The organism is Botryobacter ruber, from assembly GCF_003347595.2.
GTDB lineage: Bacteria > Bacteroidota > Bacteroidia > Cytophagales > Hymenobacteraceae > Pontibacter > Pontibacter ruber_A.
The window spans coordinates 46,992-66,928 of sequence record NZ_QCZK02000010.1 but is presented as its reverse complement, the minus strand read 5'-3'; the positions used below and the strand labels follow the sequence as shown (position 1 = coordinate 66,928).

The window sequence follows — 19,937 nt, the reverse complement described above, 5'->3', positions numbered from 1 at the left end:
GCGAGGTCTTTAGAAACAGAAGTATAAGCCAATTGCTTTTTAACAAAATTTTTTCTGAATCCAGTTAATCCTAAAATTCTGTAAATCCTGATTCAGACAAAAAACACATCGCTTGTGCGCAGCTCCTGCGAGTGTCTGGTGCAGACGAATCCAAATTCAGATAAAACCACCCAAAAGGAAAACAACCCGATGGAAACATTTACCAAACAAAACTTCCTCCCCCTCCTGGCAAGCCTCCTCCTGACCTTGCAGGCACTGGCGACGGCCCCACCCAAAGCCGACCCTGTCGCGCTGAAATGGCTGGAGAAACACAAGGCAACGCAGCCAATCGGCGTCAGCTGGGGCGTACCATTTCCACGAGGAACGGTCAAAAAAGGCCAAACCTTCACCCTCACCACCGCCGACGGCAAAACCTTGCCTCTACAGTCCTGGCCGCTGGCCTACTGGCCCGATGGCTCGCTCAAGTGGGGCGGCTTTGCCACCGTGGCCGGCACCAATACCGAAGGGCTGAAGCTGAGCCTGGGCAAAGCAAAAGCCGCCGCCAAAGGAGCAGGCATCCAGGTGAAGGAGAACAGGGACAAAATCAGCATCAGCACAGGGCAACTGACCTGCGTGGTACCCAAAAGCGGCAGCTACCTGCTCGATTCGCTGGTAGTGGAGGGGCGCTTGGTCGGCAGTAAAGGGCACCTGGAAAGCGTGCTGCAGGACGGTCCGGATAATGATATCTACAACGCACCCGCCAAAGCACGTTACCTGAGCAAATTAAACAAGGTAACCGTAGAGCAGAACGGGCCGGTGCGGGCCGTGGTGCGCGTGCAGGGCATGCTTCAGGCCGAGAAGGGGCAGCGTACTTGGCTGCCGTTCAATGTCAGGCTCTATTTCTACAACGACTCCAAAGCCGTGCGCCTCGTGCACACCATCACCTACGACGGCGACGACCAGAAAGACTTTATCAAAGGATTGGGCCTGGTGTTCTCGGTGCCGATGCGCGAGCAGCTGCACAACCGCCACGTGCGCTTCGCCGGGGAAGGAGAGGGCATCTGGGCAGAACCGGTGCGGCCACTGGTGGGCCGGCGGGTTATTTCGCTCAACGGGCAGAACGTGTTCCCCGACCAGGTGGCCGGAAAGCCGGTTGCCAACCAGGAGCAATTTGCAGCTCGCGAACAGGCGCTCATCAAAGACATGCCTATCTGGAACGATTATAAGCTGGTGCAAAACACCGCCGACGGCTTCACCATCCACAAACGCACCAACACCCAAAGCACCTGGCTTGATGCCAACGCCGGAAAACGCGCCACGGGTCTGGCCTTTGTAGGCGACGTAAAAGGAGGCCTCGCTATCGGGCTGAAAGATTTCTGGCAGTCGTACCCGGCAGCGCTGGAAGTACGCGATGCCGCCAAAGACGTGGCCCAGCTGAAAGTGTGGCTGTGGTCACCGTTTGCCGAAGCCATGGATATGCGCCACTACGACACCATCGCCCACGGCCTCGAAGCCACTTACGAAGACGTGCAGGAAGGCCACAGCACCCCCCACGGCATCGCCCGCACCAGCGAGCTCATGCTCTTTGCTTCCGGCAATGTACCCACGAACGAGGAACTCAACAGCTACGCCCAGCTCAGCAGTCAGCCGCCTTTGCTGGTGGCCTCGCCGGAGTACCTGCACGCCACGAATACCTTCGGCGTCTGGAGCCTCCCGGACCGCTCCACCCCCGGCAAGAAATGGATAGAAGAGCAGCTCGACCAGGCCATCAGCTTTTACCAAAAGGAAATTGACCAGCGCAACTGGTACGGCTTCTGGAACTACGGCGACGTAATGCATGCCTACGACCCCGTGCGTCACTCCTGGCGCTACGACATCGGCGGTTTCGCCTGGGCGAACACCGAACTGGCACCTGACCTGTGGTTGTGGTACAGCTTCCTGCGCAGCGGCAGGCCTGATATTTTCCGGATGGCCGAAGCCATGTCGCGCCACACGAGCGAGGTAGATGTGTACCACCTGGGCGAGTTCGAAGGCTTGGGCTCCCGCCACAACGTGCGCCACTGGGGCGACGGCTCCAAGGAAGTCCGCATCAGCCAGGCCCCGTACCGCCGCATGTACTACTACCTCACCACCGACGAACGCACCGGCGACCTGATGCGACACGTCACCGAAGCCGCCGAAAAAGCCATCGTGAAACTGGACCCGCTGCGTCTTATCCTGCCAAAAAGCGAATTCGCCACCCACGCCCGCATCGGCCCCGACTGGCTCGCGCTGGCCGGCAACTGGATGACGGAGTGGGAGCGCACCGGGGACAAAAAGTGGCGCGACAAAATAATGGCCGGCGTCAACAGCTTTGCCAAAATGCCTTACGGCCTGTTTTCCGGTGAGAAAGCCGCCTTCGGTTACGACCCGGTAACGAACAAAATGCACATGCTGCAGCCCGATGCCTTCGGTTCCGCTCACCTCACGGTACTGATGGGTGGCCCCGAAGTGGCTTTCGAGCTGACGGAGCTGCTCCAAAATCCCACCTGGACAAAGCTCTGGCTGCAGTACTGCGAGCTGTATGGCACCTCATCCGAAAACATCGAAAAGCACTTGGGCAGAAAAGGAGAATTAGGTACTCCCGGCCCGCACTTTGCCCGCTTACCAGCCTATGCTGCCGACAAGGAAAACGATGCCGCACTGGCCGAACGTGCCTGGAACGAATTCCTGAGCCCCCGAACAAAAAACCAGTTCAATCCGAAAGTAGTGGCAGGTGTAGACGTGCTCAAGCCGCTGGAGGAAGTACCCAATGTCTCTACCAACAACACCGCCCAATGGTGCCTCAACGCTATTCAGCTGCTGGAATTGGTAGGCGACCAGATGCCGGTGCAGCATCCGTTGTGGGATGCACAGGAAAGCAGCAGCCCGGGCCCGGGGGAGAGGTAGTAGTAAGGGGAATTCTTGTAATCCGCGAGACCCACTCCTCCAGGGAAGGGATTTTTCATTCTCCGAGACTATCCCCTTGAGGGGATTATAGGGGTGTTTACATCAGTGAGAAAATAAACAGAAAATGTCTACTGGCCGAAAGAATACCATTATTCCTTATCGTAAGGACCTGAAAGAAAAAGCGAGGGAGCTCAGAAAGAATAGTACGCTTTCTGAAATACTGCTTTGGCAGGAAATTAGAGATAGGAAAATGCACGGCTATCAATTTCACCGGCAGGTGCCGATGTTAAATTTCATTGTAGATTTTTACTGCCATGAGTTAAAATTGGCCATCGAAGTAGATGGTAATAGTCATCAGCACAAGGTTAGTTATGATGATAAACGGCAGCAGGAGTTGGAGCAGTATGAGGTATGTTTTTTACGTTTTGATGACCTGGAAGTGAAGAGGGATATTAGAAATGTGCTGAGAACAATTGAATATTGGATTTTAGAAAAGCAAGAGAAAGGCTCCCAGGATTAAATCTACAAACGATTAACATCTCTATCACTCCCTTGAGGGTAGGGATGTTTCATTTTAGCGGACTCTCCACTTGAGGGGAGCGGGAGGGGTGTTTACACCTGTGAAAAAACTCTGTGAACTTAATTTCAAACTTTTTACCTCCGAAATTAACACCCCTATAATCCCCTCAAGGGGATAGTCTCGGAAAATGAAACAACTCTGGATAGTTCTGGAAATTAAAACTGTCCCATTCTTCAGGGGGTAAATTATCCAGAACAGGAGGGTGAAATCTGATTCCTTCGCAACCAGCCGAACCTACTTTGCTAATCATAAAGCAGATGCCTATTTTTGATAAAAGACCAAAAGTACTTGCCAGTACATTCTATATGAAAAAGTTACCCTTGCTCTTGTTCCTGCTGTTGCTAACCACCCTTAGCTATGCCCAGAGCACCAAAGCCAAACCCGGCACCTTTGAAGTCGGCAACAAGGAATTCATGCTGAACGGCAAACCTTTCGTTATACGGGCAGCCGAACTGCACTACCCGCGCATTCCGAAGGAGTACTGGGACCACCGCATCAAGCTCAGCAAAGCCATGGGCATGAACACCGTCTGCATTTACCTCTTTTGGAACCTGCACGAGCAGCAGGAAGGGCAGTATAATTTCAAAGGGCAGAATGATGTGGCGGCGTTCGTGAAGCTGGTGCAGGACAACGGTATGTATTGCATCGTGCGTCCGGGCCCTTATGCCTGTGCCGAGTGGGACATGGGCGGGCTGCCCTGGTGGCTGCTCAAGAAGCAGGACGTGCAGGTGCGCACCAGCAAAGATGAATATTACCTGGACCGCTCCCGCAAGTACCTGAAAGAAGTAGGCAAGCAGCTCGCGCCCCTGCAGATTCAGAATGGCGGTAACATCATCATGGTGCAGGTGGAGAACGAGTATGCCACCTTCGGCAGCGAACAGGAATACATGGAGGAGATTCGCGATGCCGTACGCAATGCCGGTTTCGATAAAGTAGAGCTCTTCCGCTGCGACTGGTCCTCCAACTTCAACAAATATAAGCTCGACGGCGTTGCCACCACCCTCAACTTCGGCGCCGGTTCCAACATCGACAACCAGTTCAGGAAGTTTCAGGAGATTTACCCGAACCTGCCGCTCATGTGCAGCGAGTACTGGACCGGCTGGTTCGACCACTGGGGGCGTCCGCACGAAACCCGTTCGGTGAGCAGCTTTATCGGCAGCCTCAAAGACATGCAGGACCGCCGCATCTCCTTCAGTCTCTACATGGCTCACGGTGGTACCTCCTTCGGGCAGTGGGGCGGCGCCAATGCACCACCTTATTCGGCCATGGCTACGTCGTACGACTACAACGCTCCCATTGGCGAGCAGGGCAATACCACCGAGAAATTCTTTGCCGTGCGCGACCTCCTGAAGAACTACCTACAGCCCGGTGAAACGCTGGGCGAAATTCCGGCTGCTAAACCCATCATTGCCATTCCGGCTTTCCAGTTGGAAGAAAGTGCGCCGCTGTTCGACAACCTGCCCAAACCAAAGCAATCGCGCGACATCCAACCCATGGAAATGTTCGACCAGGGCTGGGGCCGCATTTTGTACCGTTCCACCATACCGGCCTCATCGGAAAGGCGCAAGCTCATCATCACAGACCTGCACGACTGGGCTACGGTGTTTGTAGACGGCAAGCCCATCGGCAAACTCGACCGCCGGCGAGGCGACAACACGGTAGAACTACCCACCACAGCCGCTGATGCCCGCCTCGACATCCTGGTGGAAGCAACGGGGCGTGTGAACTACGGCAATGCCATCATCGACCGCAAAGGCATTACCGAGAAAGTGGAAATCTCCGACGGCACCAACACCACCGAAATCAAAAACTGGCAGGTCTACAATTTCCCGGTAGATTATGCTTTCCAGAAAAAAGTGAAGTTCAAAAAGGGGAGCGCCAACGGGCCAGGCTGGTACAGGGGCACATTTAACGTGAACGAAACCGGCGATACCTTCCTGGATGTGAGCACCTGGGGCAAAGGCATGGTGTGGGTGAACGGCTACAACCTGGGCCGCTTCTGGAAAATAGGTCCGCAGCAGACACTCTTCATGCCTGGCGTATGGCTTAAAAAAGGCAAAAACGAAATTATCGTGCTGGATGTGGATGTGCCCCGTGAAGCAAAAGTAGCTGGTCTGACCAAACCCATCCTTGATGAGTTAAGGCCTGACGAGTCGTTGCTGCACCGGGCCAAGGGGCAGCAACTGAACCTGGCGAACGAAACGCCTGTTGCAGCCGGTGCTTTCCCTGCCGGTAACGGGTGGAAAGAAGTAAACTTCGACCAGGTGCAGCATGGTCGCTATTTCTGCTTGGAGGCCCTGAATGCGCAGGAGGAAAAAGACCCCTTTACTTCTGTTGCGGAACTGGAACTGCTCGATATAAACGGCAACCCGCTCCATACCCTGCGCTGGAAAGTCGTGTACGCCGACAGCGAAGAAGTAACCGCCGGTAACAACGCCGCCGACAAAGTTTTCGACAACCAGGAATCCACGTTCTGGCAAACCCAGCGCACCGGCCAAAAACCAGCACACCCGCACCAGGTAGTCATCGACCTGGGCGAAACCTTCCGCATCAAAGGCTTCCGCTACCTCCCCCGCTCCGACAAAAGCACAGCAGGGATGATTAAGGAGTATAAGGTGTATGTGAAGGAAGAGCCGTTTAAGTTGTAGGGGAGAAGCAGTAGCGCAACACGACCTCGGAGCGTCTTCAAGACCTCCGAGCGTCTGAGCCAGCAGCTCCCACTTATAAAAACCAGCAGCGGTGGCTGTGGTGGCAGGTGCAGCAGGTTTTTTGTCTGAATTTGGATTCGTGGGATTTGTGGATTAAAGGATTTTTTGAGGGGATTTCTGCTGATAGCAATTTATCTAAAACTGTAACAATGAAAAATTGGGAGACAATCAAGAAAGAAATCTACTATGAAGACGGCTCTTTGAGAGATATCTATGTTTTTGACACAAACAAGGAAGATTGGATAGCATGGAGTAATTTAGTTAATGAAAAGTTTCAGGTAGAATTCTATAACGGACGGATACAAAAGGTTGAAAACAAAGTAAATGTTGAAGAGCTGCTTAATTATTTTAATGTTCCCGACAACTTTATAGATGTGAATAAAGCATCTATAAAGTTGGGTAATGTAACTGTCATTTGTTACTTACATTATGAAGCAGAAATGGAATGTGACATTGACCCGAAGCAAGTCAAAACAATAGAAGACCATCAAGCTATTTTAGGATACCTATATGCAGTAGCAGGGACACTTAAAAAAAAGGTGGTACTTACTTCAGAAATGACAAAAGAAGATGTGTTATTAGAAGTATAACAACATGACTGGCTAAAAAGCATAGCTTATACTTTTGCATATAGCTTCGTCTAGACTTATCATAATCACTTAATTTTTTTCCGGCTGAGGTTGGTTAGTGAAAAGTAATCCGATTAATCCAAAAATCTGACGAATCCAAATTCAGACAAACAAGCAGTAGTGGCAATGGTGACAGGTGCAGCAGTTTTTTGTCTGAACTAGGATTCGTTAGATTTGGGAATTAAAAGATTTATTTGCGTAATTTCCTGCTGTTGCATCTTTAATATTAAGAGTAAATGGGACTTGATTGGAAGCCGTTGAACAAGCCTTTGGCAGGTAGAGAACAAGAATATGAAGATATTTTTCTTGTACTGTCAGGAAAGAAGAAAGAAAGTACTTCATTTTTAGGTAGTTTATTTAGTAAGAAGCAGAAAAGCCAAGAAGAACTATTGGAGCATTTTCTTGAAATATCTATTCCTGCATATGAAACACTTAAAGCACCACGTGTTGGCTTTGATGAAAGTGCTGATGAGTGGGCTAAAAGTATTTATGAACAGCGTACAGATAAGGACCAATCGCTTGAGGAGTTTCTCCAATCAATGTATGGATATTATGTAGTTGAACTTGCTCCGGAAAGTGATGGTGTTCCAGTATACATTGCACCCCATTATGAGCCTCATATTTTCAGGGGGCAATTCTTGCATGACTGTAAACCTATAATCAGGGAAGAAATGCTAGAGGAAGCGTATACCTCCCAACTTGCCCGAGATACAGTAGATTTTGGTAACCGACTAATGAAAATTGCCGACGATTATGCAGCACAACGTAATTTACAGTATTTAAAAAATCAAAGAATTCCGCCTGATTCTGATGAAGATACTCCTGAAAGCAAAGCTCATATAATGTTCTCAGCTGCAAAATGGCTATTGTGGTGGGGGCAAAGGGGACATGGTTATGAAGCTGATTTCTAATAGGTAAACGTGCTGCTATCATGTATACCTCAGCTGAAGCCTTGCAAGTTTCATAGACCAGCACTTAACAAAACTTCTCAGGGTATCATAAAATAATTCCCACCCCAACCAGCAGCCGTGGCAATGGTGGCAGGTTCAGAACAAAATTTACCAACCAAAAAGGAAACATAAAATGCGCAAAAGCCTGCTTCCATCCCTCGTCCTCTGCCTCCTCTGGCTGGCACTTGCCCCTGTCTCCGCGCAAAATGACGGAGGCGAAAAAGCCAGCATTACCGTTAACTTCAGTAAGGAACTAGGCCCCATGTACCCTGCCTGGGCCTGGTTTGGCTACGACGAGCCCAATTACACCTACATGAAAGACGGCAAAAAGCTGCTGACCGAACTGGCGGAGCTCAGCCCGGTGCCGGTGTATGTGCGGGCGCATAGCCTGCTGGTAACCGGCGACGGCACCGCTGCCCTGAAATGGGGCTCTACCAACGCCTACACCGAAGACGCCAGTGGCAACCCCGTCTACAACTGGGCCATCATCGACAGCATTTTCGATACCTATGTGCAGCGGGGCATGAAGCCGCTGGCGCAGATTGGTTTTATGCCCGAAGCCCTGTCCGTGAAACCGCAGCCTTACCGGCACCACTGGAAACCCGGGCGCCCCTACAACGAAATTTACACCGGCTGGACACAACCTCCTAAAGACTACGAAAAGTGGGCGGAGCTGGTGTACCAGTGGGTGAAGCACTCGGTGGAGCGTTATGGCAAAGAGGAAGTGGAAAGCTGGTACTGGGAACTCTGGAACGAACCCGACAGTCCCTACTGGGGCGGCACCACCGACGAATACCTCAAGCTCTACGACTACAGCGCCCACGCCGCCAGGAGAGCCTTGCCTACGATTAAGTTTGGGGGCCCGCATGTAACGGGTCCGGCAGGCAGCAGGGGCGCGAAGTTCCTGCACGCCTTTTTGCAGCACTGCATTTCGGGTAAAAATTACGTGACCGGCGAAACCGGTTCGCCGCTCGATTTTATTGCCTATCATGCCAAAGGCGCACCCCGCGTAGTAGAAGGCCACGTGCGTATGGACATGGGCCGCCAGCTCCGCGACATCGCCAGCGGCTTTAAAATAGTAACCTCGTATCCGGAAGTTAAAAACCTGCCCATCATCATCGGCGAGTCGGACCCCGAAGGTTGTGCCGCCTGTGGCATGGCCACCAACCCCGAAAATGCTTACCGCAACGGCACCATGTACTCCAGCTACACCGCCGCTTCATTCGCCCGGAAATATGCCCTCGCCGACTCCCTCAATGCTAATTTGCTCGGCGCCGTGTCGTGGTCGTTTGAGTTCGAAGACCAACCCTGGTTCTACGGCTTCCGCGACCTGGCTACCAACGGCGTAGACAAACCGGTGTTGAACGTGTTCCGGATGTTCGGGATGATGCAGGGCACAAGAGCCGACGTGCAGGCCAGCCAGATGTACAACCTGAAAAAAGTAGTAGACAAAAGTATCCGGGAAAGCCAACGCGACATCGGCGCCTTCGCAACTGCAGATAAGAAAACAGCAGCCGTGATGGTCTGGAACTACCACGACGACGATGTGCCCGTTCCGGCAGCACCCGTGCAGGTAAACCTGGAAGGCATCCCGGTAAAGTCGGTAAAGCTCACCCACTACCGCATCGACCACGAACACAGCAACTCCTACGAAGTCTGGAAGAAGATGGGCTCGCCCCAGAATCCCACGCAAGCACAAATAACCGAACTGGAAAAAGCCGGCCAGCTTAAGACAGTCGGAAAACCCGAAAAGCTGAAAGTGAAGAACGGAAAAGCGAATGTCAGTTTCAACCTGCCGTCACAAGGCGTGTCGCTGCTGAAGCTGGATTGGTAAGGGTAAACAGGAGAAGCAGCCAACTCCAAACGACCTCGGAGCGTCTGAGCCAGCTGCTTCCGTGCTAATAAACCAGCAGCAGTGGCAATGGTGGCAGGTGCAGCAGAATTTTTGTTCCTGGAGTTGAAGAACTTTTATTCAATCATTGATTTTGGACCTCATTTCCTCCTTTTGTCATTCTGTCAGAATGACAAAAGGAGGAAGAGTGAATATTTTAGAGGAATTGTGTTTATATTTCAAATTCTGTTTTAAAGAAATGAATCGCTAGGATTAGAATCAAAAAAGCGCAATGAGTAAAAGTGTTCTTATAGCTATAATGTTAATCTTTAGTTTGAGCTCATGCGACTGGTTGACGGAGAAGATGTGCGGGGAGCCAAAAGGAGATTTGAGAGATTTTATTCAATCTGTAAACACCCATTATGCAGAGAGCCTTGAATTACAACAGGTGCCATGCTATCCAAACTATGCGCAAATAACCTTAAAAAAAGAAGTGAATGCAAAGACGCTGGATTCTCTGGATGTTGAATTACGGCGTTATGACTTTACTGAAGTTCTTGTCTACAACCAGAATAACAAATTAATAAGAGGCAATACAGGTTCTATGTAAAAATACAATACCTTTTCATACCACAAGTTACCGCTGACGCTCAACCGGCGGCAGGAACTAAAAAACAGCACCCCAACCTTACCGCATGAAAAAAAACATACAGTACGTCATCACCCTCCTCACTACCCTGTCGCTGTTCTGCGGCTGTACCTCCCGCGAGAACAGCACCGACAGCACGGTGCAGACCATTTCAGCTGCCATCGACCGGAAAGCGCTCGTAACGCGGCACAACATCACCGTCACCAAACCCGACACCATGAGCTCACTTTCCGTTGGTAACGGTGAGTTTGCGTTTACCGTGGATGTGACCGGTCTGCAAAGCTACCCCGAGTTTTACGACAAAGGCGTGCCGCTGGGAACAATGGCGCAGTGGGGCTGGCATGTGACACCCACCAATGAAAAGTATACTCTGGAAGATGTGACCGTGCGCCACAAAACCCGCACCGGACAGGTGGTGCCGTTTCCGGTGCAGCATACCGAAGGCCGCAAAGGAGCCGCTACCCACTGGCTCCGTACCAACCCGCAGCGCCTGCACCTGGGCATGATAGGCCTGGTGCTCCTGAAAAAGAACGGGCAGCAGGTGCCCATCCAGGAGCTAAAAAACATAAAGCAGCAGCTCAACCTCTGGACAGGCAACATCGAAAGCCGGTTCGAAGTAGAGGGTGAGCCGGTAACGGTAGAGTTGTACGGGCACCAGGAGCAGGACGGCATCGCCGCCCGCATCACTTCGCCGCTGCTAAAACAGAACAGGCTGAAAGTTTCCTTTAAATTTCCTTACGGAGCCGACTGCCATACCTGCGGCGGCTACAACTGGGAGCAGCCCGACCAGCATAAGACAACCTTAATTCAAAAAGGAGCCAACCAGGTGCAACTGCAGCGCCAGCTCGACTCCACCCGTTACTTTACCGACGTGCGCTACAGCGGCGGCAGCTTTGCCGAAAAGCAGAAACACCAGTTCGAACTAACGCCGGCAGCCGGCTCAGATGCTTTTGAGTTCAGCGCCGTCTTCAGCCCGAGAGGGAGCAAAGAAGCGCTACCCGATTTTAACATTACCCAGGAGAACAGCGAAAAAGGCTGGGAGAAGTTCTGGACCAGTGGCGGCGCTGTCGACTTCAGTGGCTCCACCGACCCGCGGGCAAACGAGTTGGAGCGAAGGGTGGTGTTGTCGCAGTATCTCACCAAAATTCAATGTGCCGGTAAACTGCCGCCGCAGGAAACTGGTCTGACCATGAACAGCTGGTTCGGGAAATTCCACCTGGAGATGCACTGGTGGCACGGCGTGCATTTTGCCCTCTGGGACCGCCTGCCCCTGCTCGAGAAAAGTCTGCCCTGGTACGAAAAGATACTGCACAAAGCCAAGGCCACGGCAGCGTGGCAGGGCTATGAAGGCGTACGCTGGCCCAAAATGACCGACCCGCAGGGCAACGAAAGCCCGTCCAGCATTGGTACCTACCTCATCTGGCAGCAGCCCCACATCATCTATTTTTCCGAACTGGTGTATCGCCAGAAGCCTACCAAAGAAACGCTGGAAGCGTACAAAGACCTGGTTTTCGCGACGGCGGATTTTATGGCTTCGTTTGCCAAGTACGATGAGAAAGACGGCAAATACCACCTCGACGCCCCGCTCATCCCGGCGCAGGAGCTCTTCCCGCCCGAAGAAACAAACGACCCGCCGTTCGAGCTGGCCTACTGGCGCTACGGTCTGGCCAAAGCACAGGAGTGGCGCAAGCGCCTGGGGTTGCCGGAAAACAAGAAGTGGGCAGAAGTGCTGCAGAACATGGCGCCGCTGGCCGTGTCGGATGATAACCTGTACCTGCCCAGCGCATCGCACCCTGAGTCGTACAGGGAGCAGGAATTCCGCATCGACCACCCTATGGTACTGGGTGCTTACGGGCTGCTGCCGCAGACGTCCTTCGTGGAAAAAAACATCATGACGAATACTTTCCACGAAATATTCCGGGACTGGCAGTGGCAAACCACCTGGGGCTGGGATTACCCGATGATGGCTATGAGTGCCGCCCGCCTCGGTCTCCCCGAAAAAGCCGTCGATGCGCTGCTGCTGGATGTGCAGAAAAACACCTACCTCCCCAACGGCCACAACTACCAGGACGACAACCTGCGCATCTACCTGCCCGGTAATGGCGCTTTGTTATCGGCAGTAGCCATGATGGCAGCAGGATGGGACGGCGCCCCCGATAAGCCAACCCCCGGCTTCCCGGACAACGGCAAGTGGAAAGTAAGGTGGGAGGGACTGCATAAGATGCCGTAAGTAGGGGCAGGCCTCGCGCCTGCCCAATCATGCACCGATCCATTGTTCCCGCCCCACTGTTCCCAATCATGCACCGCCCCATTCATTGCCAGTCGTACTCCAGCCACCACAGCCACTGCTACTGGTAAGTTTCATTTCCGGGGATATTACTCTGCCCAACAGCCTCGGAAATAAAGTTTAGTGTGTTGTTGATTGATTTGATTACTTATTTCTTCCCAGGTTGCATAAGCAAAACCTGATTTAACCAGAAAGCTACACAGGTGTTCCTGTTGTTTCGCTGGTTCTATGTAGCCAGTATACATGTTGGTTAAATCACAACAGCCACCACGCTTCTTGCAGCTTTCCTGCCTGTTCACAACCCAAAGTATTCTAATCTATTGAGATTTACAGGATAAGCAGAAGAACTATCAAGACATTATCTGGATTCTGGGTTTTCAAATGCCACATTCCCAGAAAATTAGGTGCTTTCTGGCCGATTTTAGTACACATACGTATTTAGGGTAGTATTTGTGGTAATACTAATATTAGTTAGCTGTTTTTCTGTTGTTATTTTTTGTTGCCCTTCAAAAAATCACATTTTTAAGTTGTTGCATTTTTGTTTACTTATGTAAATAAGATTGTGATAATGGGAAAAATGTTTTGAATAATTTATTTATATATGAAAATTTGTTTTACAACAAGGGTGTATTTAGCGAAATGTTAAATTTGATTAATGTATGTACAGGATACCGCAGGATGCGTATGTGGTAAAAGTACCGTAACTTTAAGTTTGATTAAATGAGTAAGTGTTAATATTTAAAGCATTTGGTTTTATGAAAAACAAGTACTGCAGTGCCCGGAAAATCTTCTGGGGCTTACCTCTCTTAGGGCTTGGATTGAATCTGGCCCACGCGGAGCATCATTTAGCAACACCACTTCCGGATGGTCTGGCTCTTCATACTTCGACAACTGTTGCTATGCCTGTATCAGGAAGTAGTTATTCTGAAAGAGACATAGCTGAAAAACCTGTTCAGTTTAATGTTAGTGGTCGTGTAACAGGAGACAAAGGAGAAGGATTGCCTGGTGTAACCATTCAGGTAAAAGGGACCGCAACCGGAACTGTAACAGATATTGATGGTAACTTCTCGCTCACGGTGCCGGATGGTAATTCCACGCTTGTAGTTTCGTATGTTGGTTATGTTTCGCAGGAAATTCAGGTCAACAACCGCGCTACGATTAATGTCAGGTTACAGCCCGATACCAAATCGCTGGAAGAAGTAGTGGTAATCGGTTATGGAACACAGAAAAGAGGTGATATTACAGGCGCTGTTGCTGTAATGGATGCCGAGGCCATAGAAGAACGCCCGATTGCACGGGTAGACCAGGCCCTGGTAGGGCAGATGGCTGGGGTACAGGTCCAGCAGACAAGCGGCGTGCCGGGCAGGGCATTCAGCATAAAAGTTAGAGGTGCCGGCTCGATTACAGCAGGAAATGAGCCGCTTTATGTAATCGATGGTTTCCCGCTCGATGTGTCTGCGGCGGGTCCTACAGGGCAGTTTAGTGGAGGTAACCCGCTGGATAACATCAACCCGAACGACATCGAGTCTATCCAGGTGTTAAAAGATGCTTCGGCGGCCGCTATTTACGGGTCACGCGGCGCAAACGGGGTGGTGATCATTACAACCAAGTCCGGTAAAAGCGGTAAGCCGCGGATTACATTCAGTACCTATGCCGGCTGGAACGAAACAGCTAAAAAGCTGGATGTGCTCAGCGGCGAAGAGTGGATCGACAGGGCCATCGAAATGGCTAATTACAACTGGGTAAATTCCGGGGCGGGCAGAACAGCCGACCAGACAACCGCCGAACGAACTGCCATACTCGGGCGCTTTAACGCCGGCATGATGATTGACGAACGCTGGCTGCAGCCGGGCTATCCGGGACTGCAGATCGTGGACTGGCAGGATGAGCTCTTCCGGAAAGGTGCTGTACAGAACTACCAGGTGAGCGCTTCTGGCGGTACCGATGCGGTGAACTATTTCGTGTCTGGCGATTACCTGAACCAGCAGGGTATTGCCATAGGCCTGGATTATGAACGCTATTCGGCAAGAGCCAACGTTGAGGTAAAAGCAAATGAAAGACTGAAATTCGGCCTGAACCTGAACCCGACCTATTCGATTGCCAACGACCCCGGCGTAGAGGGGAAAGACCAGCAAATGCATATTGCGGTAGGCTTTAACCCGGTTGTGGAAGCAAGCACAGGGCTGGATGTGAACATCGGCGATAATGTGCCTTATGCCTGGGGCGTGTCGCGAAACAGCCCGGTACGGGTAATAGAAAACTCCATCGGGGAGACCAAAATCTTCAGAACCCTGATGACCGTTTATGGCGAATATAATTTCTTTGATCAACTAAGGCTTAGAAGTACGGTAAACCTCGATCATTCTGATAACAATGATAAAAGTTTCAGGCCTTCTTTTGTAAGCGGTCAGCGCGGAAACAGGCAGGCATCGGGAACTTTCAGCGGATACCGCCGGCAGACGTTTGTGACCGAACATACCTTGTCGTATGATAAAACGTTTGCGGAACGACATAATCTTTCAGCTGTATTGGGTACAGCTTACAATGTGGGTATGTTCAATAACTGGCGAATTGGAAGCACCGGCGGTTTTGCAACAGATGATATCACCACCTTGAACGCTGCTAACAGCATAGATACCCGCAACAGCAGAACGTTTACAACAGAAAACAAGCACACGTTGCTGTCTTATTTTGGCAGGGTTCAGTATAATTTTGCCGAAAAATACCTGTTTAGTGCTACTATCCGTCGCGATGGTTCTTCCAGGTTTGGTGAAGAATCAAAATGGGGAACATTTCCGTCGGCATCAGTGGGATGGAGACTTTCAGAGGAGAGCTTCATGGACGGTCTAGAGGTCATTAACAACCTTAAATTAAGAGGAAGCTGGGGGATCTCCGGTAACAACTTTATAGGCAACTATGAGCACATTGCCCTTCTTGATTTTTCAAATTATACGTTTGGTGGTAACATAGCAACGGGGCAGGTACCTATTAACGCTCCCAACCCGAACATTAGCTGGGAGGAGTCCCGAACCATTGATGTTGGCCTGGATATGGGACTTTGGGAAAACAGGATCTTCACCTCTTTTGACTATTACACAAAACTTAACTCCGGCTTGCTGTTAAGAATTCCCGTGCCTACAGCTTCCGGCTTTGGCGTTGCGCTTACCAATATTGGAGAAGTGCTTAACAAAGGATGGGAACTTGAGTTAACCACGCGAAATATCATGGGTGCTTTTAACTGGACAACAAGCGTAAACCTTAGCCACAACAGCAATGAGGTTAAAAAATTAGGTCCGAATGATGCGCCTATTGAAACAGGTTCATACGGAACAGGCCACCGGCTTCTGAGAGTAGGACTGCCTATCTGGAGCATCTATGTTGTGGAGCAGGATGGTATTCTGACGCAGGAAGACATCAACAACAACGTAGCGCTTTATGGCAATCAACAGGCCGGTGACCCCAGGTATGTGGATGCAAATAATGACGGCCTGATCAATGATGATGACCGCGTGGTGGTAGGCCATCCAAACCCGAACTATGTGTGGGGTATCACCAATACCTTCGACTTCAAAGGTTTTGACCTGAGAGTGCTGGTGCAGGGGCAGAATGGTGGACATCTCTACTCCATGTTTGGCCGTGCGATGGACCGACCTGGCCAGGGAATTGTTGAGAATACCTTAGGTTTCCACCGCGACCGCTGGAGATCGGCTGAAAATCCAGGTGCAGGAGAGCGCGGCAAGGCTAATTCGAGCTTTGGCTTCCTGAAGAGTACTGCCTGGCTTTATGAATCTGATTACTGGAGAGTTCGAAACATAACACTGGGGTATGACCTGGGTAACCTGATTGGTACCATTGGTGGCAAAAAAATTGTGCAGGGAGCCCGTATTTATGTAAGCGCAGAAAACTGGTTCGGAGGAGACGATTATGCAGGTGGCTTTAACCCGGAAGCAGTAAACAACGCAGATGGCGGTGCGCTGGTAGGAGATGACTATGGCGCTTTCCCGCTGTCGAAGGCGATGACTTTCGGATTGAACCTGACATTCTAATAACCAGAAAAGATAACAGCGATGAAAAAGATAACTTCAATTATTTCCTTCTTATTAGTGCTGGGGCTGGTATCCTGCGAAGATAACCTGGATCAGGCTCCTATATCAGAAGCCAGTGCGGCAAATTTTTACCGGAACACTGCTGACTTTGTGCAGGCTGTAAATGGCATATATGCACAGTTGCGTCCTGTTCCCGACCGATACTATGACCTTTCCGAAACCAGGTCGGATAACGTTGCGGGTTCCTCCACAACCGGTGTAAGACCCTGGGACCCAATTAATGATCTTGTAAGGAACCTGTCAAATAACGAGCTGATTGAGGAGGCATGGAACAACAACTATAATGGGATCATGCGTGCTAATACGGTTCTGGATCGGCTTAATGCAACACTGGTACCTGATGAAGCTATGAGAAACAGGTTAGAGGGGGAAGCCCGGTTTTTGCGGGCCTTTTATTACCTCGACCTGGTACGGTGGTTCGGAAAAGTTCCATTATTTACCAGTGTAGTTTCGCCTACCGCGGCACTGGATATTCCACGTAGTCCTGTTGCTGATGTGTACACGGTTATTATCTCTGACCTGAATACAGCCATTGAAAAACTTCCTCCTAGCTATACTTCTGCTACAGACAGAGGAAGAGCAACTTCCTGGGCTGCCAAAGCCTTACTGGCGCGTGTTCACTTAACCCGTTCAGGGCCAACCTACGGCATAGAAGGACCCGGACTGGGAGTAAACGAATATACACAGGCGATCACTTTGCTTAACGATGTCATCAACAACGGCCCGTATTCGTGGGTAAACAGTTATCCAAGTATTTTTTCGTACACCAACGAAAACAACCCGGATATCGTGTTCGACATTCAGTTCCGAAGCGGAAACGGCCTTGGAACCACACTGCCAGGTTATATGGGTACACCATCCTATTTTAATGCTACGCCGGGTGTTCCGCTGCCCCAGTCGAGCGTGGAAATGCGACCTATTTCCGAAGACCTGCTGAATGCTTACCAGGCGAACGATGTTCGTAAAGCATTTAACTTCCAGCAAGGATTTACCGATGTAAACGGCTTTGTGGAAACCAGGTCGTTTTACAAGAAGTTTCTGGATGTGAGCAAAGCGAGCGATATCGCCGACCGTTTCGACTGGCCTATAAACTTCCCGCTGATCCGTTACACCGATGTGCTAATGATGAAAGCGGAAGCCATTCTGCATGGCGGATCGGGTGGTACTATGCTGGATGTTCTTAATATTGTAAACATGGTAAGAGAAAGAGCCGGTTTATTGCCTGTTGCTGTTGTAACCCTCGATTCGCTGCTGGAGGAAAGAAGGCGCGAATTTGCAGGAGAAGGCTTACGCTGGCATGAGCTCGTACGCAACGGTAAAGTGCTGGAAGAGATGAATGAGTGGCTGCCAAAAGAGGATGAGTTAAACCGAATGGCGGACGTGATGATAGCTGAACACATCATTTATCCTATTCCATTTAACCAGTTAACAGTAAAAAGAGGACTTTACCAGCAGAATCCTGAGTACAATTAAACCTGAATAACAGGACACAAAAAGGGAACCGGTATTTATGTACCTGTTCCCTTTTTTTATATCTTGCTAACCGGATATTGCCAGTAACTAATACCAAATAGTAAAAAGGACCTTCCATTACTTGACCTCCAGTAGCTAGTTTGACTGCAGTTCGCCCACAAGGTCCCCTACGGGGATGACAAAGGAGGAATAATTTTGTGGAACTGAGTAAATACTATCTGGTATAACAGGAGCAGAGGCTGTGGTGGCTGGTGCAGTAAATAAATTTTATCCTTTTTACAACTTTTCCACGGCTGTGGAAAGAGCCTCAGATGAGGTGGTGTTAAGTAGAACAGATTCAACCGATTTAAAAAAATATGAGCGTAAAAGGCTGGAAGACAGAATTGCTATGGCTGTTGTCGCTGCTTATTATCGCTCATGCATTCCTTTATCTGGCATTCGGGCAAATTCCCCTGATTGATGGAAGTATTGATATCCATCTGCACGATACTTATTTGACATTGAGCGGGAGTGGTATATTTTTCTTTGTGGCAATCCTTATCTATCTGGTAAAGGAAACTGTCCGGCGGTTTAGCTCCATACCAGGTAACATCATCCTGGCGCTACTGCTGCTGGCTGGGTTGTTTCTGTTATTTCAGTTACACAAATTTTACTTCTTTCTTCAACTAAACGGAGGCGCAACAGTATACCCGCCTTTGTCATCCTTGCCGAACCAGTATGAACCGGTTGCCAATGCCATAGATACCTCAACTGAAATTTTCCTGATTTCTACAGAAGTTGCCCTTACCGGTTTTATCTATTTCCTTGGTTATAAAACCGGAAGGCTAAGTAAAACAGCATTGTGAAGCACTTAATCATTTTGTGTTACGGTGAAGTATTTGTGTAAATGATTATCTTAGACGAGATATACTTTTTTATGAGCTATAAACAAGCGTTAGTTCGGTATGCTATTTTGCTGCTCCTGACCACCGCCTGCACCACCTCCAGGCAAATTGTACGGAAGCAGGTGCCCGATAAGCTGGTTGTACTGACATTTGATGATGCATCTGCTTCGCATGCCTCGTTAGTGGCGCCGCTGCTGCAGAAGTATAACTTTGGAGCTACCTTTTTTGTGTGCGAGTTTCCGCCTGATTTCGACGATAAAACCAAGTACATGAGTTGGGAGCAGATGCAGCAGCTGGACAAAGCCGGTTTTGAGGTAGCCAGCCACACCCGCACGCACACCCACGTTACCAAAATGAGCAAAGACCGGTTTAAGGAAGAGCTGGCCTATATCGAGAACAAGTGCCGTGAGCTGGGTATGAAGCAACCCGAAACCTTCGCCTACCCGGGCTACAGTACCAACCTGGCAGCCATCGAAGTGCTGCAGGAAAAAAGCTACCAGTTCGCCCGTGCCGGGGGCAGCCGTCCCTACAGTCCAGCAATTGACCATCCGTACCTCATCCCGAGCTATAGCACCACCGGCGCCACCGACTCCGACAAGGAGCGCGTGCTACAGGCCATGCAGCAGGCAAAAGACGGGAAGATTGTCGTGTTCACGATACACGGCGTCCCGGATATAGCCCACGACTGGGTGACCACGCCACCGGAGCTGTTCGAGGAATACATGAAGTACCTGCACGACAACAAGTACAGAGTTATCGCCCTGCGCGATTTAAAAAAATATGTAAACACGGAGCAGGCATTAGAGCAAATCGCCCCCGATTTCCGGAACCTGGTAAATAAACCATAATGGTAGGGGCGAACCCACGTGTTCGCCCTATTATTACACGTTCACCCAAAATGGAACCAGAAAAACCATTCAAACAGCATCGGCT

12 protein-coding genes are annotated in these 19,937 nt (G+C 50.3%); all 12 read left to right on the top strand.

The window, feature by feature from the left end:
- The first annotated feature begins 114 nt into the window (after nucleotides 1-114).
- The 12 genes from DCW36_RS01745 to DCW36_RS01690 all read left to right on the top strand — a co-directional run bounded on the left by DCW36_RS01745 (nucleotide 115) and on the right by DCW36_RS01690 (nucleotide 19,852).
- On the top strand, nucleotides 115-2,907 hold the full coding sequence (locus tag DCW36_RS01745; RefSeq protein ID WP_114781780.1) for an exo-rhamnogalacturonan lyase family protein: 2,793 nt from the start codon (nucleotides 115-117) through the stop codon (nucleotides 2,905-2,907).
- 124 nt (nucleotides 2,908-3,031) lie between these two features.
- Nucleotides 3,032-3,427 (top strand): endonuclease domain-containing protein, encoded by a 396-nt coding sequence (locus DCW36_RS01740; RefSeq protein WP_114781779.1) that lies wholly within the window; start codon nucleotides 3,032-3,034, stop codon nucleotides 3,425-3,427.
- 365 nt (nucleotides 3,428-3,792) lie between these two features.
- Nucleotides 3,793-6,135, top strand: coding sequence for a beta-galactosidase (locus tag DCW36_RS01735; protein ID WP_114781778.1), 2,343 nt, complete (start codon nucleotides 3,793-3,795; stop codon nucleotides 6,133-6,135).
- Between the two features lie 209 nt (nucleotides 6,136-6,344).
- Nucleotides 6,345-6,785 (top strand): hypothetical protein, encoded by a 441-nt coding sequence (locus DCW36_RS01730; RefSeq protein WP_164891000.1) that lies wholly within the window; start codon nucleotides 6,345-6,347, stop codon nucleotides 6,783-6,785.
- A gap of 275 nt (nucleotides 6,786-7,060) precedes the next feature.
- Nucleotides 7,061-7,735 carry a hypothetical protein gene (locus DCW36_RS01725; protein ID WP_114781776.1) on the top strand — a complete coding sequence of 225 codons (675 nt, stop codon included), beginning with the start codon at nucleotides 7,061-7,063 and terminating at the stop codon, nucleotides 7,733-7,735.
- A 172-nt stretch (nucleotides 7,736-7,907) separates the two neighbouring features.
- Entirely contained in the window at nucleotides 7,908-9,608 is a 1,701-nt protein-coding gene (locus tag DCW36_RS01720) for a GH39 family glycosyl hydrolase (protein WP_114781775.1), read from the top strand.
- A gap of 289 nt (nucleotides 9,609-9,897) precedes the next feature.
- The gene (locus DCW36_RS01715) at nucleotides 9,898-10,215 is read left to right on the top strand and encodes a hypothetical protein (protein WP_128396931.1); all 318 of its coding nucleotides are present in this window, start codon (nucleotides 9,898-9,900) and stop codon (nucleotides 10,213-10,215) included.
- A gap of 85 nt (nucleotides 10,216-10,300) precedes the next feature.
- Nucleotides 10,301-12,484 (top strand): hypothetical protein, encoded by a 2,184-nt coding sequence (locus DCW36_RS01710; protein ID WP_114781774.1) that lies wholly within the window; start codon nucleotides 10,301-10,303, stop codon nucleotides 12,482-12,484.
- 812 nt (nucleotides 12,485-13,296) lie between these two features.
- Nucleotides 13,297-16,587 carry a SusC/RagA family TonB-linked outer membrane protein gene (locus DCW36_RS01705; protein ID WP_240676006.1) on the top strand — a complete coding sequence of 1,097 codons (3,291 nt, stop codon included), beginning with the start codon at nucleotides 13,297-13,299 and terminating at the stop codon, nucleotides 16,585-16,587.
- Between the two features lie 21 nt (nucleotides 16,588-16,608).
- A complete protein-coding gene (locus tag DCW36_RS01700; RefSeq protein WP_114781772.1) occupies nucleotides 16,609-18,120 on the top strand; it encodes a RagB/SusD family nutrient uptake outer membrane protein in 1,512 nt (503 codons plus the stop codon).
- A 356-nt stretch (nucleotides 18,121-18,476) separates the two neighbouring features.
- Nucleotides 18,477-18,965 carry a hypothetical protein gene (locus tag DCW36_RS01695; protein ID WP_114781771.1) on the top strand — a complete coding sequence of 163 codons (489 nt, stop codon included), beginning with the start codon at nucleotides 18,477-18,479 and terminating at the stop codon, nucleotides 18,963-18,965.
- Between the two features lie 71 nt (nucleotides 18,966-19,036).
- Nucleotides 19,037-19,852, top strand: a complete 816-nt coding sequence (locus tag DCW36_RS01690) for a polysaccharide deacetylase family protein (protein WP_114781829.1) — start codon at nucleotides 19,037-19,039, stop codon at nucleotides 19,850-19,852.
- The last annotated feature ends 85 nt before the right edge of the window (nucleotides 19,853-19,937 follow it).